This is a genomic window from Streptomyces sp. NPDC024687 (assembly GCF_055559055.1).
Map to the genome: position 1 here is coordinate 117,507 of NZ_JBVHLJ010000010.1, position 16,349 is coordinate 133,855.

Below are 16,349 nucleotides of genomic sequence, written 5' to 3' on the forward strand. Positions count from 1 at the left end.
CGCGCCGGGTCGGGAAGAGCCTGGCCGCACCTTTGTCGACCAGGGCCTGGTTCATGGCCACGAATCCGCGGACGCCGCGTTCGTAGGCGGCGAAGGCCGCGGTGTGGTCATGGTGCCCGGCCAGAAACGAAGGGCACGGGGACCTCCCGTCCCGCACCCGCGAAGACCGCGGCGAACCCCAACTCACGTCGCAGCAGCGCGTGCTCGACCACCGACCGCAGGATGCCGAGCGCGAGTGCCAGGAGGCCCCGGGCAGCGGTCGACAGTCTGCCGATGCGTGCTGGGGAAGCCCCTTCGAGGTCTACGCCCTGCGGTCCGTGTCGCCGTCGGGAGTGGGCCGGACCAGGCCCGTCCGGTAGGCGATGACGACGAGTTGCGCCCGGTCGCGGGCGTCGAGTTTCGTCATGGCGCGCTGCACGTGGGCGCGGACCGTGAAGGGGCTGAGGAACATCCGCTCGGCGATCTCCTGGTTGGACAGGCCGGTCGCGACCAGGGCCACCATCTCGCGCTCGCGCGGGGTGAGCACGGCGAGCCGTTCGGGCCGGTGCGAGGGGACGTCGTCCGGTGTGGCCAGGAATCGGGCGACCAGGGAACGGGTCGCGGCGGGGGACAGAAGGGTGTCGCCGTCGGCGATGGTCCTCACGGCGTCCAGCAGATCCTCGGCCCCGATGCCCTTGCCGATGAAGCCGCCGGCCCCGGCGCGCAGCGCCTGGGCGACGTACTCGTCGGTCTCGTACGTGGTGAGGATCAGGATGCGGCTGGCGCGCAGTTCGGGGTCCGCGCAGATCTGGGACGTGGCGGTGAGGCCGTCCACCTCGGGCATGCGGATGTCCATGACGACCACGTCCGGGCGCAGCTCCCGGGTGAGTCTCACCGCCTCCCGGCCGTCGGCGGCCTCACCGACCACGGTGATGTCGTCGGCGGAGTCGAGAAGCATCCGGAAGGCACCGCGCAGCAGCGCCTGGTCGTCGGCGAGCAGCACTCGGAGCGTCACAGCGCGTCCCCCGTCGCTCCGTCACCGGTCCCCGCGTCGGCCGTCCACTCCTCGACGGCTGTCGCCCCGTCAGTTCCGCGCGCGGTGTCCTTGGCGGGCGGGAGGGGCAGCCGGGCGTGGACGAGGAAGCCGCCCTCCGGTCGCCGGCCCGCCGAGAGGTGACCCCCGATCGCGGTGGCACGTTCACGCATCCCGATCAGACCGTGGCCGGGCGGCCGGTCCCCCGCCGCGGACGCACTCGGTCCGGCGGAGGCCGTCGGCGCCGCATATCCGCCCCCTCCGTCGTCGACGACCGTGATGGTCACGCGATCGCGGTGCCAGGCGAGGCCCACCCGGGCGGTTCCGGTGCCGGCGTGCTTGGTCACGTTGGTCAGGGCCTCCTGGACGATGCGGTAGGCGGTCAGGTCCACTCCCGGCGGCAGTGGCCTGGCCGTGCCCTCCTGGCGGACCGACACCTCCAGGCCCGCGCGGCGGAAGGACTCCAGGAGTGTGGGCAGCCGGGACAGGCCGGGCGCCGGTTCGGGGGGCGCGGCCGCGTCCCCGGACTGACGCAGCAGACCGACTGTGGCCCGCAGGTCGTCGAGCGCGTCGCTGGTGGTCTCGACGAGTTCGTCGAGGCTCTTGCGGGTCTGCTCCGGGCGGGTGTCGAAGAGGTGGGCGGCGACCGTGGCCTGCGCGTTGGCCAGGGTGATCTGATGGGCCACCAGGTCGTGCAGTTCGCGGGCGATGCGCACCCGTTCCTCGGCCACTCTGCGGCGTGCCTCGCTGTCCCGGCTCTGCTCGGCCCGCAGCGCCCGTTCCTCCATGGCCGCCAGGTAGGCCCGCCGGTTGTGCACCGAGTGCCCCAGTACGCCGGCCACCAGCGGGAACGCCGCCACCGCCCCCACCCTGCTCGCATCCTTCCACGACAGGGCCCCGAACAAGGGGGTGGAGGCTACGAGCAGCGCGACGGAGATGAGCGCCACCGCGCTCGCCGCGCGCCGTTCGGTGCGCGCGGTGAGCGCGTAGGAGTAGGCGGCGATCACGGCCGGGGCCGCGATGAGAGGGCTCAGCAGAAGACCGAGAAAGGGAGCGAGTACGCCGCTCGCGGTGGTGACCGCCATGGCGGTCAGGGGTGCCCGGTGCCGCACCGGAAGCACGGCACAGGACACTACGGCGATGACGTAGGCGGCGGCAGAGGGCGGTGACAATGTGCTGCCGTCGTCCTGCACGACGCCGCCGAGCAGACAGAGCGCGAACGCCGTCGCCGTGATCGCTGCCCCCCGCCACCACGTGCCGCGTGATCGCGGGCCACCGCCACCCGTGTTCGTCATGGCCGGCTCAGTCCCGCCCGACGGGCAGTCGCCGCACCGCCGCGTCCGGCTCGCCCGCGGGGGCCGGGACCTGCCTGCTCAGTGCCTCGCCCTCGATGTCCACGTTCGGCAACACGCGGTTCAGAATACGGGGCAGCCACCAGGCCCGGTGGCCGAGCAGTGCCAGGACGGCGGGCGCGATCGCCATCCGGACCACGAAGGCGTCGAAGGCCACGGCGGCGGCCAGACCGACGCCCATCGTCTGGATGGTGGGGCTGTTCATCCCGATGAATCCGGCGAACACGCTGATCATGATGATGGCCGCCGCGGCCACCACCCGTCCGCTGTGCCGGAACCCGTTGACGATCGCCTCGCCGGGGGACGCGCCATGGGCGTAGGCCTCCCGCATGCGGGTGAGGAGGAAGACCTCGTAGTCCATGGCGAGGCCGAACACGATGCCGATGATGAGGATCGGCATCAGGGACATGACCGGTCCGGTCTGTTCGATGCCGATCAGGTCCGCCGCCCAGCCCCACTGGAAGACGGCGACGAGGACGCCGAAGGCAGCACCCACCGACAGCAGGAAGCCGAGCGCCGCCTTGACCGGGACCAGGACCGAACGGAAGACCACCGTCAGCAGGAGCACCGCCAGGCCGATGACCACGCTCAGATAGGGGACGAGGGCGTCGGACATGGCCTCGGAGATGTCGATGTTCAGCGCGGTGGTGCCGGTCACCAGGATGCCGGCGCCCGTGTCGGCCGCGACACCCGGGACCGCGTCCCGGATCGCGTGCACCAGGTCCTTGGTCGCGCCGCTGTTCGGCGCGGTCCGCGGGACGGCGGTGAGAACGGCCGTGTCCTTGCTCCGGTCGAGCACCGGATCGCCGACCGACGCAACCCCGTCCACCGCCCGCACGGTCTTGGCGACCAAGTCGGTGGTGGCCCGGGGGTCCGCCGCCCTGGACATGTCCACGACCACGGTCAACGGGCCGTTGAAGCCTGGGCCGAAACCCTCCGACAGCAGGTCGTAGGCGCGCCGCTGGGTGGTCTGCACCGACTTGGACTCGTCTCCGGGCAGCCCGAGTTCGAGGCTCAGCGCGGGAAGGGCGACGGCGCCGAGACCGACTCCTGCGATCATCAGCACGGCCACCGGCCGGCGCAGCACGAACCGCGCCCAGCGGGTGCCGAGTCCGGGCCGGCGGGCCGCGCCGGGCACCGGATGCGAACGCTCGCCAGCCGACGGGGTCGCCTTGCGGACGGCGCGGGACAGGACCCGCCGGCCGAAGAAGCCGAACAGTGCGGGGACCAGGGTCAGCGCGACGAGTACGGCGAGGGCCACGGCACCCGCGCCGCCCATGCCCATCCTGGTGAGCTCGGGGATTCCGACGACCCCGAGCCCGACCAGGGCGATGACGACGGTCGCGCCGGCGAAGACCACGGCTGACCCGGCCGTGCCCACCGCCCGGCCGGCGGCCTCCTCCGGCTCGCTGCCCCGGGCACGCTCGTCGCGGAAGCGGGAGGTGATGAACAGCGCGTAGTCGATGCCGACCGCAAGGCCCAGCATCAGCGCCAGGATGGCGACGGTGGACGTCAGGCCCAGCGGCACGGCCAGCGCGGAGACCAGGCCGAAGGCGATGGCCACGCCCACGAAGGCGGTCAGCAGCGACAGTCCGGCCGCGACCAGCGATCCGAGGGCGAGGACCAGTACCACCGCGGCCACCGCCACGCCGATCATCTCCGTCGTCCCGCCCAGTTCCTCTTCCGCATCCAGGGCCGAGCCGCCGATCTCCACGGTCAGCCCCGCGTCGCGGGCCCGGGACGCGGCGTCCTCGAGGGAGCTCTTCGCCGACGCGGTCAGATCGACGGCGTCCACGGTGTAGGTGATCGTCGAGTAGGCGATCGTGCCGTCCTCGCTGACGGCGTCGGTCGTGTAGGGGTCGGTGGTCGACGCGACCTGCTCGCCCTGGTCCAGCGAGCCGAGGGCGTCCTCGACGGCCGCCTTGTTCTGGCCGGCCGTCACCCGCTGTCCGTCCGGGGCCCGGAACACCAGGCGGGCCTCGGCCCCTTGGGAGTTGCTCTGCGGGAAGCGCTCGTCCAGCAGGTCGAACGCCTTCTGCGACTCGGTGCCGGGCATGGCGAGGTCCTCGTCCTCGCCGGCCGGTGCCAGCGCGGCGGCGGCGACGGCCAGCACGAGGACACTCAGCCACAGACCGCCCACGAACCGGCGCCGCCGGAAGGCCCACCGTCCGATCCGGTAGAGAAAAGTAGCCACCTGTCGATCACTCCAGACGCCGCTAGGCAGGGGGAACGCGCGGAACTCGCGCACCTCCAACCCTTCCTTCCGGCGCCCCGCCGGACATCGTCCTCCGCAGCCGTCCTGCCCTGGTGCACCCGGACCAGCCAGTCACCTGTCCTGGTGCCTACGCACCAGACCCGCCGCCGGCGCCCATCGCGCCACTGACCCGGACTTCGGGCGCGGAACGTCGGCACATCGCCAACTCGACGCGCACCGGGCCCACTTCAGCCCGACACGTCCGTCAGCATCCGCCACCCCGGCGCGTAGTTCCCGTGCAGCACCAGCGACGCCGCGCCCACCGTCTCGCCGATCACGCTCTGCTCGACGGCGACCGTCCGGATCGTACGGGCGACGGATGTGCGGTTGACGGCGGCTTCGACCTCCTCGCGGATGATCGGCTCGATGCCGCGCAGCGCCTCGCCGCCGAGGACGACCCGGCTGACGTCGAGGAGGCTGGCGGCGCCGCGCGCGGCCTCGCCGATACGGCGCGCGGCTCGCCGTACGACCTCGCAGGCGTCGGCGTCACCCGCGCGGGCGGCTCGGCGCAGGGCCTTCCAGTCGTGGTGCACGGAGTCGGGCGTACCGGTGAGGCCGATGCGCTCGGCGGCGGCGGAGCCGTACCGGCGCAGCAGGTCGTCGATGATCGCGGCCGGGCTGACGTAGGGGCCGAGGCAGTCCATCGCACCGCAGTGGCAGACGCGGTCGCCGGGTTCAACGGCCATGTGGCCGAACTCGCCGGCGTTGCCCGAATCGCCGTGCAGGACCGTGTTGTTGAGGACGATTCCGGCGCCGACTCCGGTGCCGAGGTAGAGGAAGAGGAAGCTGCCGGCCCGCTCGGCGCCACCGATCCAGCGCTCTCCGATGGCGGCGGCGGTGGCGTCGTTGTCGAGGGCGACAGGCAGGCCGGTGGCCTCGGCGAACATGTCGGCGAGGGGGACGCGGCCCCAGCGGGGAAGTTCGGCGGGGAGACCACGGCGCCGGTGGTGCCGTCGAGGGGGCCGGGCGCGGCGATGCCCAGACCGAGCAGGCGGGTGCGGTCCACGGCGCTGCGGTCGAGGAGGCGCCCGGTGGTGCGCGCTATGCGGTCCACGACGTCGGCCGGGTCGCCCGGGTCGGTGAGCCGCAGGCGTCGGCTGCCGATCACCTCGCCGGCCAGGTCGACCACCACGATGACCGCGGCGTCGGGGTCGAGGTGGACGCCGACCGCGCAGGCCCCGTCGGCCCGGAGGGTCAGCAGGGTGCGGCGCTTGCCGCCGCTTGAGGGTACAACGGTCTGGTCCGGGTCGTTCTGGACGCCCGCGGTCTGATCACCTCCGCCTACGACCACACCGCGGGCCGGGAGGCGCTGGCTCCCGGTGCGGTCGGCAACCTGCTCCAGCTGCACCAGGACTTCCCCAACCAGTGGGACGCCTGGGACGTCGACGCGTTCTACCGCAACACCGTGCGCGACCTCACCGACGCCGAGTCCGTCACCGCGACCGCCGACGGAGTCCGGGTGGTCCGGGTCTTCGGGGCGTCCAGGATCGAGCAGACCCTGACGCTGCCGGCCGGGTCACGCGGTCTGGTGATCGACACGGTCGTCGACTGGCACGAGCGGGAGAAGTTCCTCAAGGCGGCCTTCCCCCTGGATGTGCGGGCCGCGCACTCGACGGCCGAGATCCCCTTCGGTCACGTCGAGCGGCCCACCCACACCAACACCAGCTGGGACGCGGCCAAGTTCGAGACGTGCGCCCACCGCTTCGTGCACGTCGGCGAGCCCGACTGGGGAGCCGCCCCGGTCAACGACTCCTCCTACGGCCACGACGTCACCCGTGACGTGCGCCCCGACGGCGGTACGACCACCACGGTGCGCCTCTCCCTGTTGCGCGCCGCCCGTTTCCCCGACCCGGACCAGGACCAGGGCACCCACCGGCTCGGTTACGCATTGGTGATCGGCGCCGATGTCAGTGACGCGCGGCGCGAGGGGTACCGCTTCAACCTGCCCTAGCGGGTGGTGCCGGGCAGTGCGACGGTCGCCCCGCTGGTGTCGGTGGACCACGAGGGCGTGGTCGTGGAGGCGGTCAAGCTCGCCGACGACCGCAGCGGGGACGTCGTCGTACGGCTCTACGAGTCCCGGGGTGCGCGGGCCGCGGCCACCCTCACCACCGGCTTCCCGCTGGCCTCGTCCCTGGTGACCGACCTGCTGGAGCCCCCCTTGGACGACCCTTCGAGCCACCAACCGCTTCAGGACGGTGTCCGGTTGACGCTGCGGCCGCTCCAGATCCTCACGCTGCGGTTGCGGCCCGCGTCGAACGGCTGAGGGTCAGGTGGCAAGGAGGCCGCCGTCCATGTGCAGGTCGTGGGCGTTGATGCCGGTGTTGCGGAGCAGGAACTCAGTGGCGTCGGCGATCTCGGCCATGGTCACCAGTCGTCCGATCGGGGTCTGGGCCGAGTGCGGTGGGTTGGCAACGTCACGCCACTTCGGGCTGTCGCCGATCAGGCCCGGGTGCAGGGCGTTGACGCGGTGCGGGGCGATCTCCACCGCGAGGGTCCGCACCAGGCCGGTGATCCCGGCGTTGAAGGTGCTGACGATGGTCGAGCCGGGGTAGGGGCGTTCCTTGGCGAGCCCGCCGAAGAGGACGACGGAGGCGCCGGGGTTGAAGCGGTCGCGCAGCACGCGGACGGTCTCGGCGTAGCCGACGAGCTTCATGGTCACCGCCGCCACGGCATCGGTGACGTTGAACTGCGCCAGGGAGTTCGACGCCTGGCCGACCGCGGTGATGACGACATGGTCGACCGCGGTGACTTCGGCCAACTCGGCACCGATCGTCTCCGGTCGGCCGAGGTCGAGGGCGAAGCCCCGGGCCCCCGCACCGAGCCGGGCGGCGGTGGCCTCCGCCCGTGCCTTGTCCCTGCTGGTGACGATGACATCGTCCCCGCGGTCGACGAAGTGCCGGGCGATCACTTCGCCGAGTCCGCCGCTGCCGCCTACGACGAGTGTGCTGGTCATACGGACCGTCCCTCAGCTGTCGGTCGGGCACGCCCAACGCTTAATATCCGCTTGGATACTAACCATAGCGGGGTCCGAAACGACACTGCGGGCCCGAAGTACAGTGATCACATGGAAGAGGGCGCCGCGAAGGACCGGGAAGGGCCGGGAAGTCCGCCGCGCAGACGTCGGCGGGACCCCGAGGGACACCGGGCCGCCATCCTGGACGCGGCCCGCCACGCCTTCGCCGAGCGCGGCTACGCCCGCACCACCCTGCGGGACATCGCGGGACGTGCCGGTGTCACCCACGGCCTGATCACCCGCCACTTCGCCTCGAAGGAACGGCTCTTCCTGGCAGCGGTGCCCGGCCACCGCGACCTGGAGCAGGTGACGGCCGGGGACCCGGCGACACTGCCCGACCGGATCGCCGAGGCCTTCGTACGGCGCATGGAGACCGACGCCGCCGGCGACCCGCTCGTCGCCCTCGTACGGGGCGCCGCATCCGACGAACGCGCGGCCGCCGACCTGCTGTCCGCGATGCAGGAGCGCAGTGCCGCCGTCTACCGGTCGGTCCTCCGCCCCGACGGGACGGCGGCTCCGGACGACGACCTGGACGCCCGTGTGGCACTCGTGGGGGCGCAGATGATCGGCGTCGCTTTCAGCCGGTACATCGCGCGCACCGACCCGCTCGCCTCGATGCCGCCGGAACAGCTCACCGCCTACCTCACGCGGATGCTGCGCCACATCCTCCTCGACTGAAGCGCCGGTCGCGTGCTCGGCGAGCTCACACGAGCCCGGGCCGCTTCCACTCCTCGCCGAGTAGGTGGTGGTCGAGGAAGTTCAGGGCCGTCTCGTACACGAGGCGCAGGTGGTTCGGGGCCTCGATGCCGTGGCCCTCGTCGGGGAAGTACAGGAACTTGGCGGGTACGCCCTGGCGTTGGAGGTCGTGGTGGAGGGCCGTCGACTGGCTCACCGGGACCCGGTAGTCGTTGCCTCCGTGCACGATCAGCATCGGCGTCGTCAGGTGCGCCGCGTCGAAGTGGGGTGAGTCCGCCTCGTACCGTTCCCGCCGGGTGCGCGGGTCGCCGAAGATCTCGCGGAAGTATGTGTGCATGTCGGTCTCGCTCTGGAAGGACTCCAGGTTCCACAACCCGGCATGGGAGACGAGCGCTCTGAAGCGGTCGGTGCGGGTCGCGGCGCGGCCCGCGAGGTAGCCGCCGAAGGACCAGCCGACGAGCGCCGTCCGGCTCGCGTCGAGGTCGGGGCGGGCCAGTGCGGCGTCGGTGAGGGCGATGACGTCGTGGTAGGGCCGGCCGCCGTACTGGCCACGGCCGCGTTCCTGCATCCGTTGCCCGTATCCGGAGGACAGGGCCGGGTCGGGCAGGAGTACGGCGTAACCGCGGGCCGCGAAGGGCCACGGGTTCCACTGCCCGGGCCAGTCGCTCCAGGACCCCTGGGGTCCGCCGTGCACGTTGACAATGAGGGGCGAGGGGTCGTCGGGCCCCGCGCCCTGGGGCAGGACCAGCCAGGCGCGGAGTGCGAAGCCGTCGTCGCCGGTCGCGTGGACCTCGGTCAGCGTGCCGGGGAGAGGGCCGAGGTCTCCCGGGGTCTTGAGGAAGACGGGGTGCTGGTCGGGCTTGCCCGCGTCCAGGCGGACCGCCCGGGGCGGGCTGTCGAGCGCGCTGCGCAGGGCGTACAGGGTGGCTCCGTCGGGCGTCACACAGAGGGAGGTGTAGGCACCCGAGGCGGTGAGGCGGGTGACGGTGCCGTCCGGGTCGCGGCGGAAGACCGGGCAGTGGCCCCGCTCGTCGCCGGTGAACCACAGCGTGGTGTCCCCGGGAACCGGTGAGGGGATCGCCCGTCCGGGCCAGGGCCAGTTGTCGAAGTCCGGCAGGAGGTCCGTCTCCTCGCCGGAGACGGGGTCGAGGGCGACGAGGGTGTCCTGCCACTCGGTGTCGTACGTCTCCTCTCGCTGGCGTTCGCAGAGCAGGCGGGTGCCGTCGGCGGTGAAGACCGGGCCGTAGTACTGGTGGCCCGGGCGGGAGAAGGTGCGGCGCTCCGCGCCGGTCGACGCGTCGGCGATGACGACGACGTTCGTGTCCGGGGCGGCGCTCGTGGGGGCCCTGGTGTAGGCGACCACCGAACCGTCCGGGGACAGGGCCATGTCGCCGGCGCCCGCGAGCCCTTGGCCGCCCGCGTCGATCGGCGGGGCATCGCCGCGAAGGACGAAGGTGTGCGGTTCGGCGGGGCCGAGGTCCGCGCCGTCGGCGCGGGTGGGGGTCGCCTCGTACAGGACCGCGGTGACGCCTTGCCGGTCGCGCTCGTGGAGCAGGGCGGCGTGGGTGTCGGTGTCCGCGGCGCCCGGCAGGAGAGCGGCCGTCCACGCGATCGTGGCCGCACGAGAGGCGGCGGTGAACGCGGTTGTTCCGCCCGGATGGTGGGCGATCCGCTCTGCCTCACCGTTCGCGGTCAGCGCCCACAGTGCCGCTCCCGGCGGCTCCTGCGGGCCACGCTCGGAGAGGAACAGCAAGGTGCCGTCGGCGGTGAAGGCGGGGGCACGGTCGCCCTGCCGAGACCCGGTCACGAGCCGGGGGTCGCGCTCGCCCGCCGGATCCACCTCCCACAGCTCGGACACGTACCGCGAGCCCGTCTCGTCAAGGCTCTGGACCGACGCCACCAGGCGAGTGCCGTCGGGAGCGAGGGTCAGGCCGGTCGGGCGGGGCTGTTCGACGAGGCGCTGGTGGAAGGTGCTCGGAGGGTTGGCCATGGGGGGCATCCTGCCCGTCGCGCCCGAGGCGGCGCACCTGAGTTCCGTTGAAGCTGTGTACGTACACACTTGATCTTCCTCACAGGAAGCCCTCTAACCTCCCCGAAATACTGCCGACACACGTATTTACAGTCCTCATCACGCCTCGTACTGTGAGCGTTCCCAGAACGAATCCACATGGTCATGTCAGACAAGGAGGTCGGGATGACCGTCAAAGGTCCACGCCGCCTCGTGAGGGTCGCCATGCTCCTGGCGGCCCTCGCCCTGCCCGCATCCCTGCTCACCACGCCCAGCGCCTCTGCCGCCGGGACGCTCACCATGCGCGGTGCCGATGTGTCGACCGCGCAGCGCGCCCTCGACCTCGGTGCCAAGTACTACGACGCGAGCGGCACCGCCAAGGACCCGCTGGACATCCTCAAGGGCCTCGGCGTCAACTACGTCCGCCTGCGGGTCTGGAACAACCCCGCCAGCGGCTACAACAACAAGGCCAAGGTGCTGTCGTACGCGAAGCAGGTGAAGGCCAAGGGGCTGAAGCTGCTGGTCGACTTCCACTACTCGGACACCTGGGCGGACCCGGGCAACCAGAACAAGCCCGCGGCGTGGGCCGGCCACACCATCAGCCAGTTGCAGACCGACGTCTACAACTACACGTACGACGTCTGCAACAGCCTCAAGTCGCAGGGCACCACCCCGGACAGTGTGCAGATCGGCAACGAGATCAACGTCGGCATGCTGTGGAACGAGGGCAAGGTCGTCAACAGCGACTTCACCAACCTCAGCCTGCTGCTCAAGTCGGGCTACAACGCGACCAAGGCGTGCAACAGCGGCACCCAGGTGATCATCCACACCGCCGACGCCGACAGTGACGCCAACGCCCGCTGGTTCTACGACGGCATCAAGGCCAAGGGCGTCAACTGGGACATCACCGGGCTGTCCTACTACTGCCCGTGGCACGGCACGATCGCCAACATGGGCAGTGTCGTGGCCGACATGAAGTCGCGCTACGGCAAGGACGTCATCATCGCCGAGACGGCCTACCCGTTCACCTCGGCCAACGCGGACAGCACCGCCAACTCCATCACGACGGGCTGCTCGGGCTACCCGCTCAGCTGGCAGGGCCAGGCGGACAACTTCACCGCCGTGCAGAACGCGGCCCGCAGCAACGGCGCGATCGGGGTCTTCTACTGGGAGCCCACCTGGTACGCGGTGAGCGGCAACGGCTGGGACCCGGCCGACATCAACAACAGCGGCAACGGCTGGGACAACATGGCCGTCTTCAACTGGACCGGCAATGTGAACCCGAACATCAAGTGGACCCCGTAAAGGGCCACTTCGCACAGGAACGGCACCGCCCTCGGGCGGTGCCGTTCGCCGTTCCCGCGGCCTCCCGCAGCGCCGGGGCGGTAATCACCCCCCGCCATGGAGGCAGCGCAGGGGGTCACATTACTCTGGCGTAGCGCCTGAGCGAGGGAAGGAAGCCATGGGGGTTCAACTGAACAGCGGATCGGCAGCCGGTCACGAGTCGCTGGAGTCGATGAGCCTCGAACCGCTCATGACCCGCGACTACGAACGGGACCCGGCGATCGTGTACGAGCGGCTGCGCCGGGCGCACGGCCCGGTGGCGCCGGTCGACCTGCTGGGCGTGCCCGTCTGGCTCGTGCTGGGCTACGAGGAGGCGTACGAGGTCCTCCGCGACGACCACGCCTGGCCGAAGGGGCTCGAGAACTGGCGGGCCCGCCGGGAGGGACGGCTGCCCGCGGACTGGCCGCTCGCGCCGTCGCTGGACGTCAATCATGTGCTGATCCAGGGCGGTGAGGGCTACCGCGGGCTGAAGGTGGCCTGGGACACCGCGCTACGGCCCTTCCAGGACCCCCGGCACCCGGTCGCCAAGCGGCTCAAGGCGAAGATCACCCGTGACGCCGACGAGCTGATCTCCCTGTTCACGCAGGGCGGGCGCACCGGATGGGCGGATCTGTCCGCGCAGTTCTCACGACCGCTGCCGCTCATGGTCGCCAGTCATCTGCTCGGCTTTCCGGGCTCGCAGCACGACGACGCGCTGATGGACATGTGGCGGGTCCTGGACGCGGGGCCGGACGCGGGGCCCGCGCTGGAACGGCTGCTGGCCACCCTGTCGGAGCTCGGCGCGTGGAAGATGAAGGAGCCCGGCGACGACTTCCCCTCCTATCTGCTCGCCTCCCATCCCGGCCTGAGTGTCGAGGAGTTGTCCCGCGAGCTGATGATGCTGCTCGGCATGACCTCGGACCATGTCGGCATCCTGATCTCCAACACGGTCGTCGAGGTCATCACCGGCAACCTCCCCGCGAGCGCCAGCCTGTCGGCGGGGCTGATCAGGGAGACCATGAACCGGGTGGTGATGCAGAAGCCGCCGCTGATCAACTTCGTGCCGCGGTTCCCCTTGAAGGACATGAGGCTCGGCGAGTACACCATCGCGGCGGGTGATCCGGTGTGGGTGTCGGTCGGCGCCGCGCACGCGGATCCGGCCTTCGCGGCGAAGGTCTGCCCCGAGTCGACGATCAGCACCCGGGCCCATCTGTCCTGGGGTGCCGGCCCGAGGCAGTGCCCGGCGCGGGAACTGGCCGGGGGTGCGGCGGCGATCGGCGTGAGCAGGCTCTTCGAGCGGCTGTCGGGGCTGGAGTTGTCGCTGCCCGTCGATCAACTGCCGTGGCGCTCCTCGCCGTTCATGCGCGGTCTGCGGTCGCTCCCGGTGCGGTACACGCTCTCGGGCACGCCGGCCGTGCCGGTGCCCCCTCTCCCGCCCCTGCCCGCCACGGCCGACCCCGCCCCGGCCGACGAGTCCGCCGTACGGCCGCGTTCGTCGCTGTGGCGCTATCTGGCCGGGCTGGTGCGCGGGCGCTGACGACCCCCGGAACACGGCAGCGGGCCACGGACTCGGAGGAGTTCGTGGCCCGCCCTGTGCCGCGGGACCCGGTCAGCCGACCGGAGGGGTGCGGATCGCGGCGATGTCGAACTGCAGGCGGACTTTCTCGCTGACCATGGCGCCGCCCTCGGCGAGCCTGCTGCTGTAGGTGAGGCCCCACTCGGAGCGGTTGATGGTGGTGGTGCCGTCGAAGCCGGCCCGCTGGTAGCCGAACGGGTCGGTGACATGGCCTATGTAGGTGAGTTCCAGGACCACGGGTCTGGTGATCGCCTTGATGGTGAGGTCGCCGGTCATCCGGTACACGTCCGGTCCGACCACGTCCACGGCGGTGCTGACGAACCGCATGCGCGGGTAGGTCGCGGCGTCCAGGAAGTCCCGTCCCACCAGGTGCCCGTCACGCTGTTCCACACCGGTGTCGACGCTGCCGGTCGCGATGATGATCTCCGCCTTCGAACGGGACGGGTCACGGCCGTCGAAGTAGAGGCGGCTCTGGTACTCCAGGAACGCCCCGCGCACGGTGGTCACCATGGCGTGGCGCACCGAGAAGCCGATCCTGCTGTGTGCGGGGTCGATGGCCCATTCCCCGGTCAGGGCCGCCAGTCCGGGATCGGGGAGGACGGCTGTGGCAGTGGCCGACGACCCGGTGGGGGGCTGGGAAACGTCGGCGGGTTCCGTGCGGTCGGTGCGACGGAACGTGGTGCCACGGTTGAACAAGTTCATGCATCACCTAATTACTGCACGGGACTTGTTGCCGCAAGCCGTGCTCCACAGTCGACGAAATATCCACGTGTTCGCCACACGGTTCCCGGAAAAGTGAGGGCTAAACAGCTAGTCGGCTCCTACAAGGGCGCGCACTTCGAAGTCCTCGTATGTCTCCTTTGCTTCGGGACGGCTCAGTATCGACCCCATCCAGCCCAGCAGGAAGCCGGCCGGGATGGAGACGATTCCGGGATTCTGCAAGGGAAACCAGGCGAAATCGGCGTCCGGGTAGAGCGAGGCGGGAGCGGAGGAGACGACCGGGGAGAAGACGACGAGGAGGACCGAGGTGAGCAGTCCCCCGCAGAGGCTGAGGAGAGCGCCCTGCGCGGTGAACCGCCGCCAGAAGAGGCTGTAGACGAGGGCCGGGAGGATGGCGGACGCGGCGATGGCGAAGGCGAGGAAGGCGAGGGTCGCGGAGTTGGCGCCCCAGGAGACCAGGGCGAGCAGCATGCCGAGCACGCCGATGACGGCCGCCGAGAGCCGGGCCACGGCCAGCTCCTCGGTCTCGGTCGCCCTGCCTTTGCGGATCACCTCGCCGTACAGGTCGTGGGCGAGCGAGGAGGCGGCGGCCAGGGTGAGGCCCGCGGCGACCGCGAGGAGGGTGACGAAGGCGAGGCAGGACAGCAGGGCGGTCAGGACTGCGCCGCCCAGCTCGTGCGCGAGCAGCAGGACGGCCGCGTTCCCGGTGCGGTCGTTCTCCGCGATGGTGTCGCTGCCGAGGACGGCGGTGGCGCCGAGACCGAGGATGCCGGCCACGAGGCAGACGAGGCTGACCAGGCCCATGGCCCACACCACCGAGGTGCGCAGGACGTCGACCGACTTCGGGGCGAGCAGGCGCATCATCACGTGCGGGAGGGCGGCGAGGCCGAGCACGATGGCCAACTGGAGGCTGAAGAAGTCGAGTTTGCTGGTGGCGCTGCCCCCGTACCGCAGCCCGGGTTCCAGGAAGCGCGCGCCCTGCCCGCTGTTGTCGGCGGCCGCGGCCAGCAGGTTCTCGAAGTTCCAGTCGAAGCGGTGCATCACCATCACCCCGGCCACGGTGACGCCGCAGATGAGCATGACCGCCTTGACGACCTGGATGAAGGTGGCGCCGGGCATGCCTCCGATGGCGGCGTAGACGATGACGACGGTGCCGATCACGACGACACACAAGGTGCGGGTGGCGGCGCTGGGTTCACCGGTGAACTGGGTCAACAGCGCGACGCTTCCGACGAGTTGGGCCACGAGATAGAGAGTGGTGATGGCCAGCGTGCACAGCGCAAGGGCGAGGCGGACGGGGCGCTGCATGCGGGACAGGCGGATCGCCAGGGTGTCGCCGAGGGTGAACTTGCCGGTGTTGCGCAGGGGTTCGGCGATCAGCAGTAGCACCATCATCCAGGCGACCGCGGTGCCGCACAGGTAGAGCAGTCCGTCGTAGCCGGTCAGGGCGACCAGGCCGGTGCTGCCCAGGAGGGTCGCGGCCGACAGGTAGTCGCCGCACATCGCCAGCCCGTTGCGCAGCGGGGACATGGCGCGGTTGCCGAGGTAGAACTCGCCGATCTCGTCGCGTTGGGGCGCGGTCAGCAACGCGGTGAACAGGGTCACGACGACCACGGACAGGAAGAGCACGAGCGTCAGCTGGAGGCTGAGGCGGTCCACGACGGTGGCGCCGAGCGTCACCACGGGCGGTACTCCTCGTCACGGGGGACCGTGCGCGCCTCGAAGGCCGCGCGTTCGCGTTCCGTGCTCTCGTGGTGGCGGGCCAGGCCGCGCAGCCCGCGCACCACCGGGGTGACCTGGGTGCGCGTGTACACGAGGTAGCGCCACACGATCACGCCCATCAGCACGAACTGGCCCAACCCCAGGGCCAGTCCGACCGTGAGATGGCCGCTCACGGAGGTGTTCATCAGGCCGGGCACGAAGCTGGACAGCAGGACGTACAGGAGGAAGCCGCCGACGGCGACAGCCGTGGCCCGGGCACCGAAGCGCCGGTGCCGACCGCGCAGCGACTGGTACGCGGGCTGTCGGGCCACCGACGGGTCATAGGGGGGCGGCGGCCCGCCGAGCCCCAGGGAGTGCCGTGACACATGCACCTTCTTTACTGCCATGTGCTGTGCGGACGTGTGGGGGATTCGTGAATCCGGAATTCCTGCGAAGGGATGGCGCCGAGGCCAGGACCGGGATTGTCGCAGCGCCCCCGTTGAACTATCAACGGGACGGTCGAACCGAATCAGGGAACTGACTCATTCGCACGCTTCGATTCACGTACCCGGAATCCCGCGGCCTGCAAAAAGGCCGACCTCCGGAACAGGTCTGCACCTTTCCTCCGGCCAGGTTGTCTCAAATGCGGTGCACAGGGGAGGTCCTCGTCGTGCACCGGTCCTTGTCACGCACG

12 protein-coding genes and 1 pseudogene are annotated in these 16,349 nt (G+C 71.0%); 4 read left to right on the forward strand and 9 right to left on the reverse strand.

All coding sequences use genetic code 11. The features are described from left to right. Nucleotides 1–301 precede the first annotated feature (301 nt). The 4 genes from ACZ39I_RS33005 to ACZ39I_RS33020 all read right to left on the reverse strand — a co-directional run bounded on the left by ACZ39I_RS33005 (nucleotide 302) and on the right by ACZ39I_RS33020 (nucleotide 5,505). On the reverse strand, nucleotides 302–994 hold the full coding sequence (locus ACZ39I_RS33005; RefSeq protein WP_352389784.1) for a response regulator transcription factor: 693 nt from the start codon (nucleotides 992–994) through the stop codon (nucleotides 302–304). Next, nucleotides 991–2,307: a sensor histidine kinase gene (locus ACZ39I_RS33010; protein ID WP_467248599.1), complete on the reverse strand. Its 1,317-nt coding sequence runs from the start codon at nucleotides 2,305–2,307 to the stop codon at nucleotides 991–993. Before ACZ39I_RS33010 ends, ACZ39I_RS33005 begins: the two co-directional genes overlap by 4 nt. Nucleotides 2,308–2,314: 7 nt before the next feature. Continuing rightward, nucleotides 2,315–4,558 (reverse strand): MMPL family transporter, encoded by a 2,244-nt coding sequence (locus tag ACZ39I_RS33015; protein WP_467248600.1) that lies wholly within the window; start codon nucleotides 4,556–4,558, stop codon nucleotides 2,315–2,317. 248 nt (nucleotides 4,559–4,806) lie between these two features. Continuing rightward, nucleotides 4,807–5,505: an ROK family protein gene (locus tag ACZ39I_RS33020; protein WP_467248601.1), complete on the reverse strand. Its 699-nt coding sequence runs from the start codon at nucleotides 5,503–5,505 to the stop codon at nucleotides 4,807–4,809. A gap of 344 nt (nucleotides 5,506–5,849) precedes the next feature. Between ACZ39I_RS33020 and ACZ39I_RS33025 the strand changes: the two are divergent. Then, nucleotides 5,850–6,881 (forward strand): annotated as a pseudogene (locus ACZ39I_RS33025) (glycoside hydrolase family 38 C-terminal domain-containing protein); the annotation flags it as partial. A gap of 3 nt (nucleotides 6,882–6,884) precedes the next feature. Here the strand turns inward: ACZ39I_RS33025 and ACZ39I_RS33030 are convergent. Next, nucleotides 6,885–7,571 carry an SDR family oxidoreductase gene (locus ACZ39I_RS33030; RefSeq protein ID WP_467248602.1) on the reverse strand — a complete coding sequence of 229 codons (687 nt, stop codon included), beginning with the start codon at nucleotides 7,569–7,571 and terminating at the stop codon, nucleotides 6,885–6,887. Between the two features lie 111 nt (nucleotides 7,572–7,682). On the opposite strand from ACZ39I_RS33030, the gene ACZ39I_RS33035 reads away from it, so the two are divergent. Beyond that, the gene (locus ACZ39I_RS33035; RefSeq protein ID WP_467248603.1) at nucleotides 7,683–8,309 is read left to right on the forward strand and encodes a TetR/AcrR family transcriptional regulator; all 627 of its coding nucleotides are present in this window, start codon (nucleotides 7,683–7,685) and stop codon (nucleotides 8,307–8,309) included. A gap of 25 nt (nucleotides 8,310–8,334) precedes the next feature. On the opposite strand, the gene ACZ39I_RS33040 is transcribed toward ACZ39I_RS33035, so the two are convergent. Next, a complete protein-coding gene (locus ACZ39I_RS33040; RefSeq protein WP_467248604.1) occupies nucleotides 8,335–10,317 on the reverse strand; it encodes a S9 family peptidase in 1,983 nt (660 codons plus the stop codon). Nucleotides 10,318–10,521: 204 nt separating this feature from the next. Here ACZ39I_RS33040 and ACZ39I_RS33045 point away from each other — a divergent pair, with 204 nt between their 5' ends. Both ACZ39I_RS33045 and ACZ39I_RS33050 read left to right on the forward strand, forming a co-directional pair. Next, nucleotides 10,522–11,640: a glycoside hydrolase family 53 protein gene (locus ACZ39I_RS33045; protein ID WP_467248605.1), complete on the forward strand. Its 1,119-nt coding sequence runs from the start codon at nucleotides 10,522–10,524 to the stop codon at nucleotides 11,638–11,640. Nucleotides 11,641–11,797: 157 nt separating this feature from the next. Next, a complete protein-coding gene (locus ACZ39I_RS33050; RefSeq protein WP_467248606.1) occupies nucleotides 11,798–13,195 on the forward strand; it encodes a cytochrome P450 family protein in 1,398 nt (465 codons plus the stop codon). Between the two features lie 72 nt (nucleotides 13,196–13,267). On the opposite strand, the gene ACZ39I_RS33055 is transcribed toward ACZ39I_RS33050, so the two are convergent. The 3 genes from ACZ39I_RS33055 to ACZ39I_RS33065 form a co-directional block, all read right to left on the reverse strand. Further along, on the reverse strand, nucleotides 13,268–13,936 hold the full coding sequence (locus tag ACZ39I_RS33055) for a YceI family protein (RefSeq protein ID WP_467248607.1): 669 nt from the start codon (nucleotides 13,934–13,936) through the stop codon (nucleotides 13,268–13,270). Nucleotides 13,937–14,044: 108 nt separating this feature from the next. Next, nucleotides 14,045–15,637 carry a solute symporter family protein gene (locus ACZ39I_RS33060; RefSeq protein ID WP_467248608.1) on the reverse strand — a complete coding sequence of 531 codons (1,593 nt, stop codon included), beginning with the start codon at nucleotides 15,635–15,637 and terminating at the stop codon, nucleotides 14,045–14,047. Further along, nucleotides 15,631–16,062, reverse strand: coding sequence for a DUF485 domain-containing protein (locus ACZ39I_RS33065; protein WP_467248609.1), 432 nt, complete (start codon nucleotides 16,060–16,062; stop codon nucleotides 15,631–15,633). Before ACZ39I_RS33065 ends, ACZ39I_RS33060 begins: the two co-directional genes overlap by 7 nt. Nucleotides 16,063–16,349: the final 287 nt, after the last annotated feature.

What these genes read in the sequence shown, in the direction of transcription:
- ACZ39I_RS33010 (WP_467248599.1), bottom strand. Translation starts at nt 2,307, where the DNA reads ATGACGAACACGGGTGGCGGTGGCCCGCGATCACGCGGCACGTGGTGG.
- ACZ39I_RS33020 (WP_467248601.1), bottom strand. Translation starts at nt 5,505, where the DNA reads ATGTTCGCCGAGGCCACCGGCCTGCCTGTCGCCCTCGACAACGACGCC.
- ACZ39I_RS33030 (WP_467248602.1), bottom strand. Translation starts at nt 7,571, where the DNA reads ATGACCAGCACACTCGTCGTAGGCGGCAGCGGCGGACTCGGCGAAGTG.
- ACZ39I_RS33035 (WP_467248603.1), top strand. Translation starts at nt 7,683, where the DNA reads ATGGAAGAGGGCGCCGCGAAGGACCGGGAAGGGCCGGGAAGTCCGCCG.
- ACZ39I_RS33040 (WP_467248604.1), bottom strand. Translation starts at nt 10,317, where the DNA reads ATGGCCAACCCTCCGAGCACCTTCCACCAGCGCCTCGTCGAACAGCCC.
- ACZ39I_RS33045 (WP_467248605.1), top strand. Translation starts at nt 10,522, where the DNA reads ATGACCGTCAAAGGTCCACGCCGCCTCGTGAGGGTCGCCATGCTCCTG.
- ACZ39I_RS33050 (WP_467248606.1), top strand. Translation starts at nt 11,798, where the DNA reads ATGGGGGTTCAACTGAACAGCGGATCGGCAGCCGGTCACGAGTCGCTG.
- ACZ39I_RS33055 (WP_467248607.1), bottom strand. Translation starts at nt 13,936, where the DNA reads ATGAACTTGTTCAACCGTGGCACCACGTTCCGTCGCACCGACCGCACG.
- ACZ39I_RS33065 (WP_467248609.1), bottom strand. Translation starts at nt 16,062, where the DNA reads ATGGCAGTAAAGAAGGTGCATGTGTCACGGCACTCCCTGGGGCTCGGC.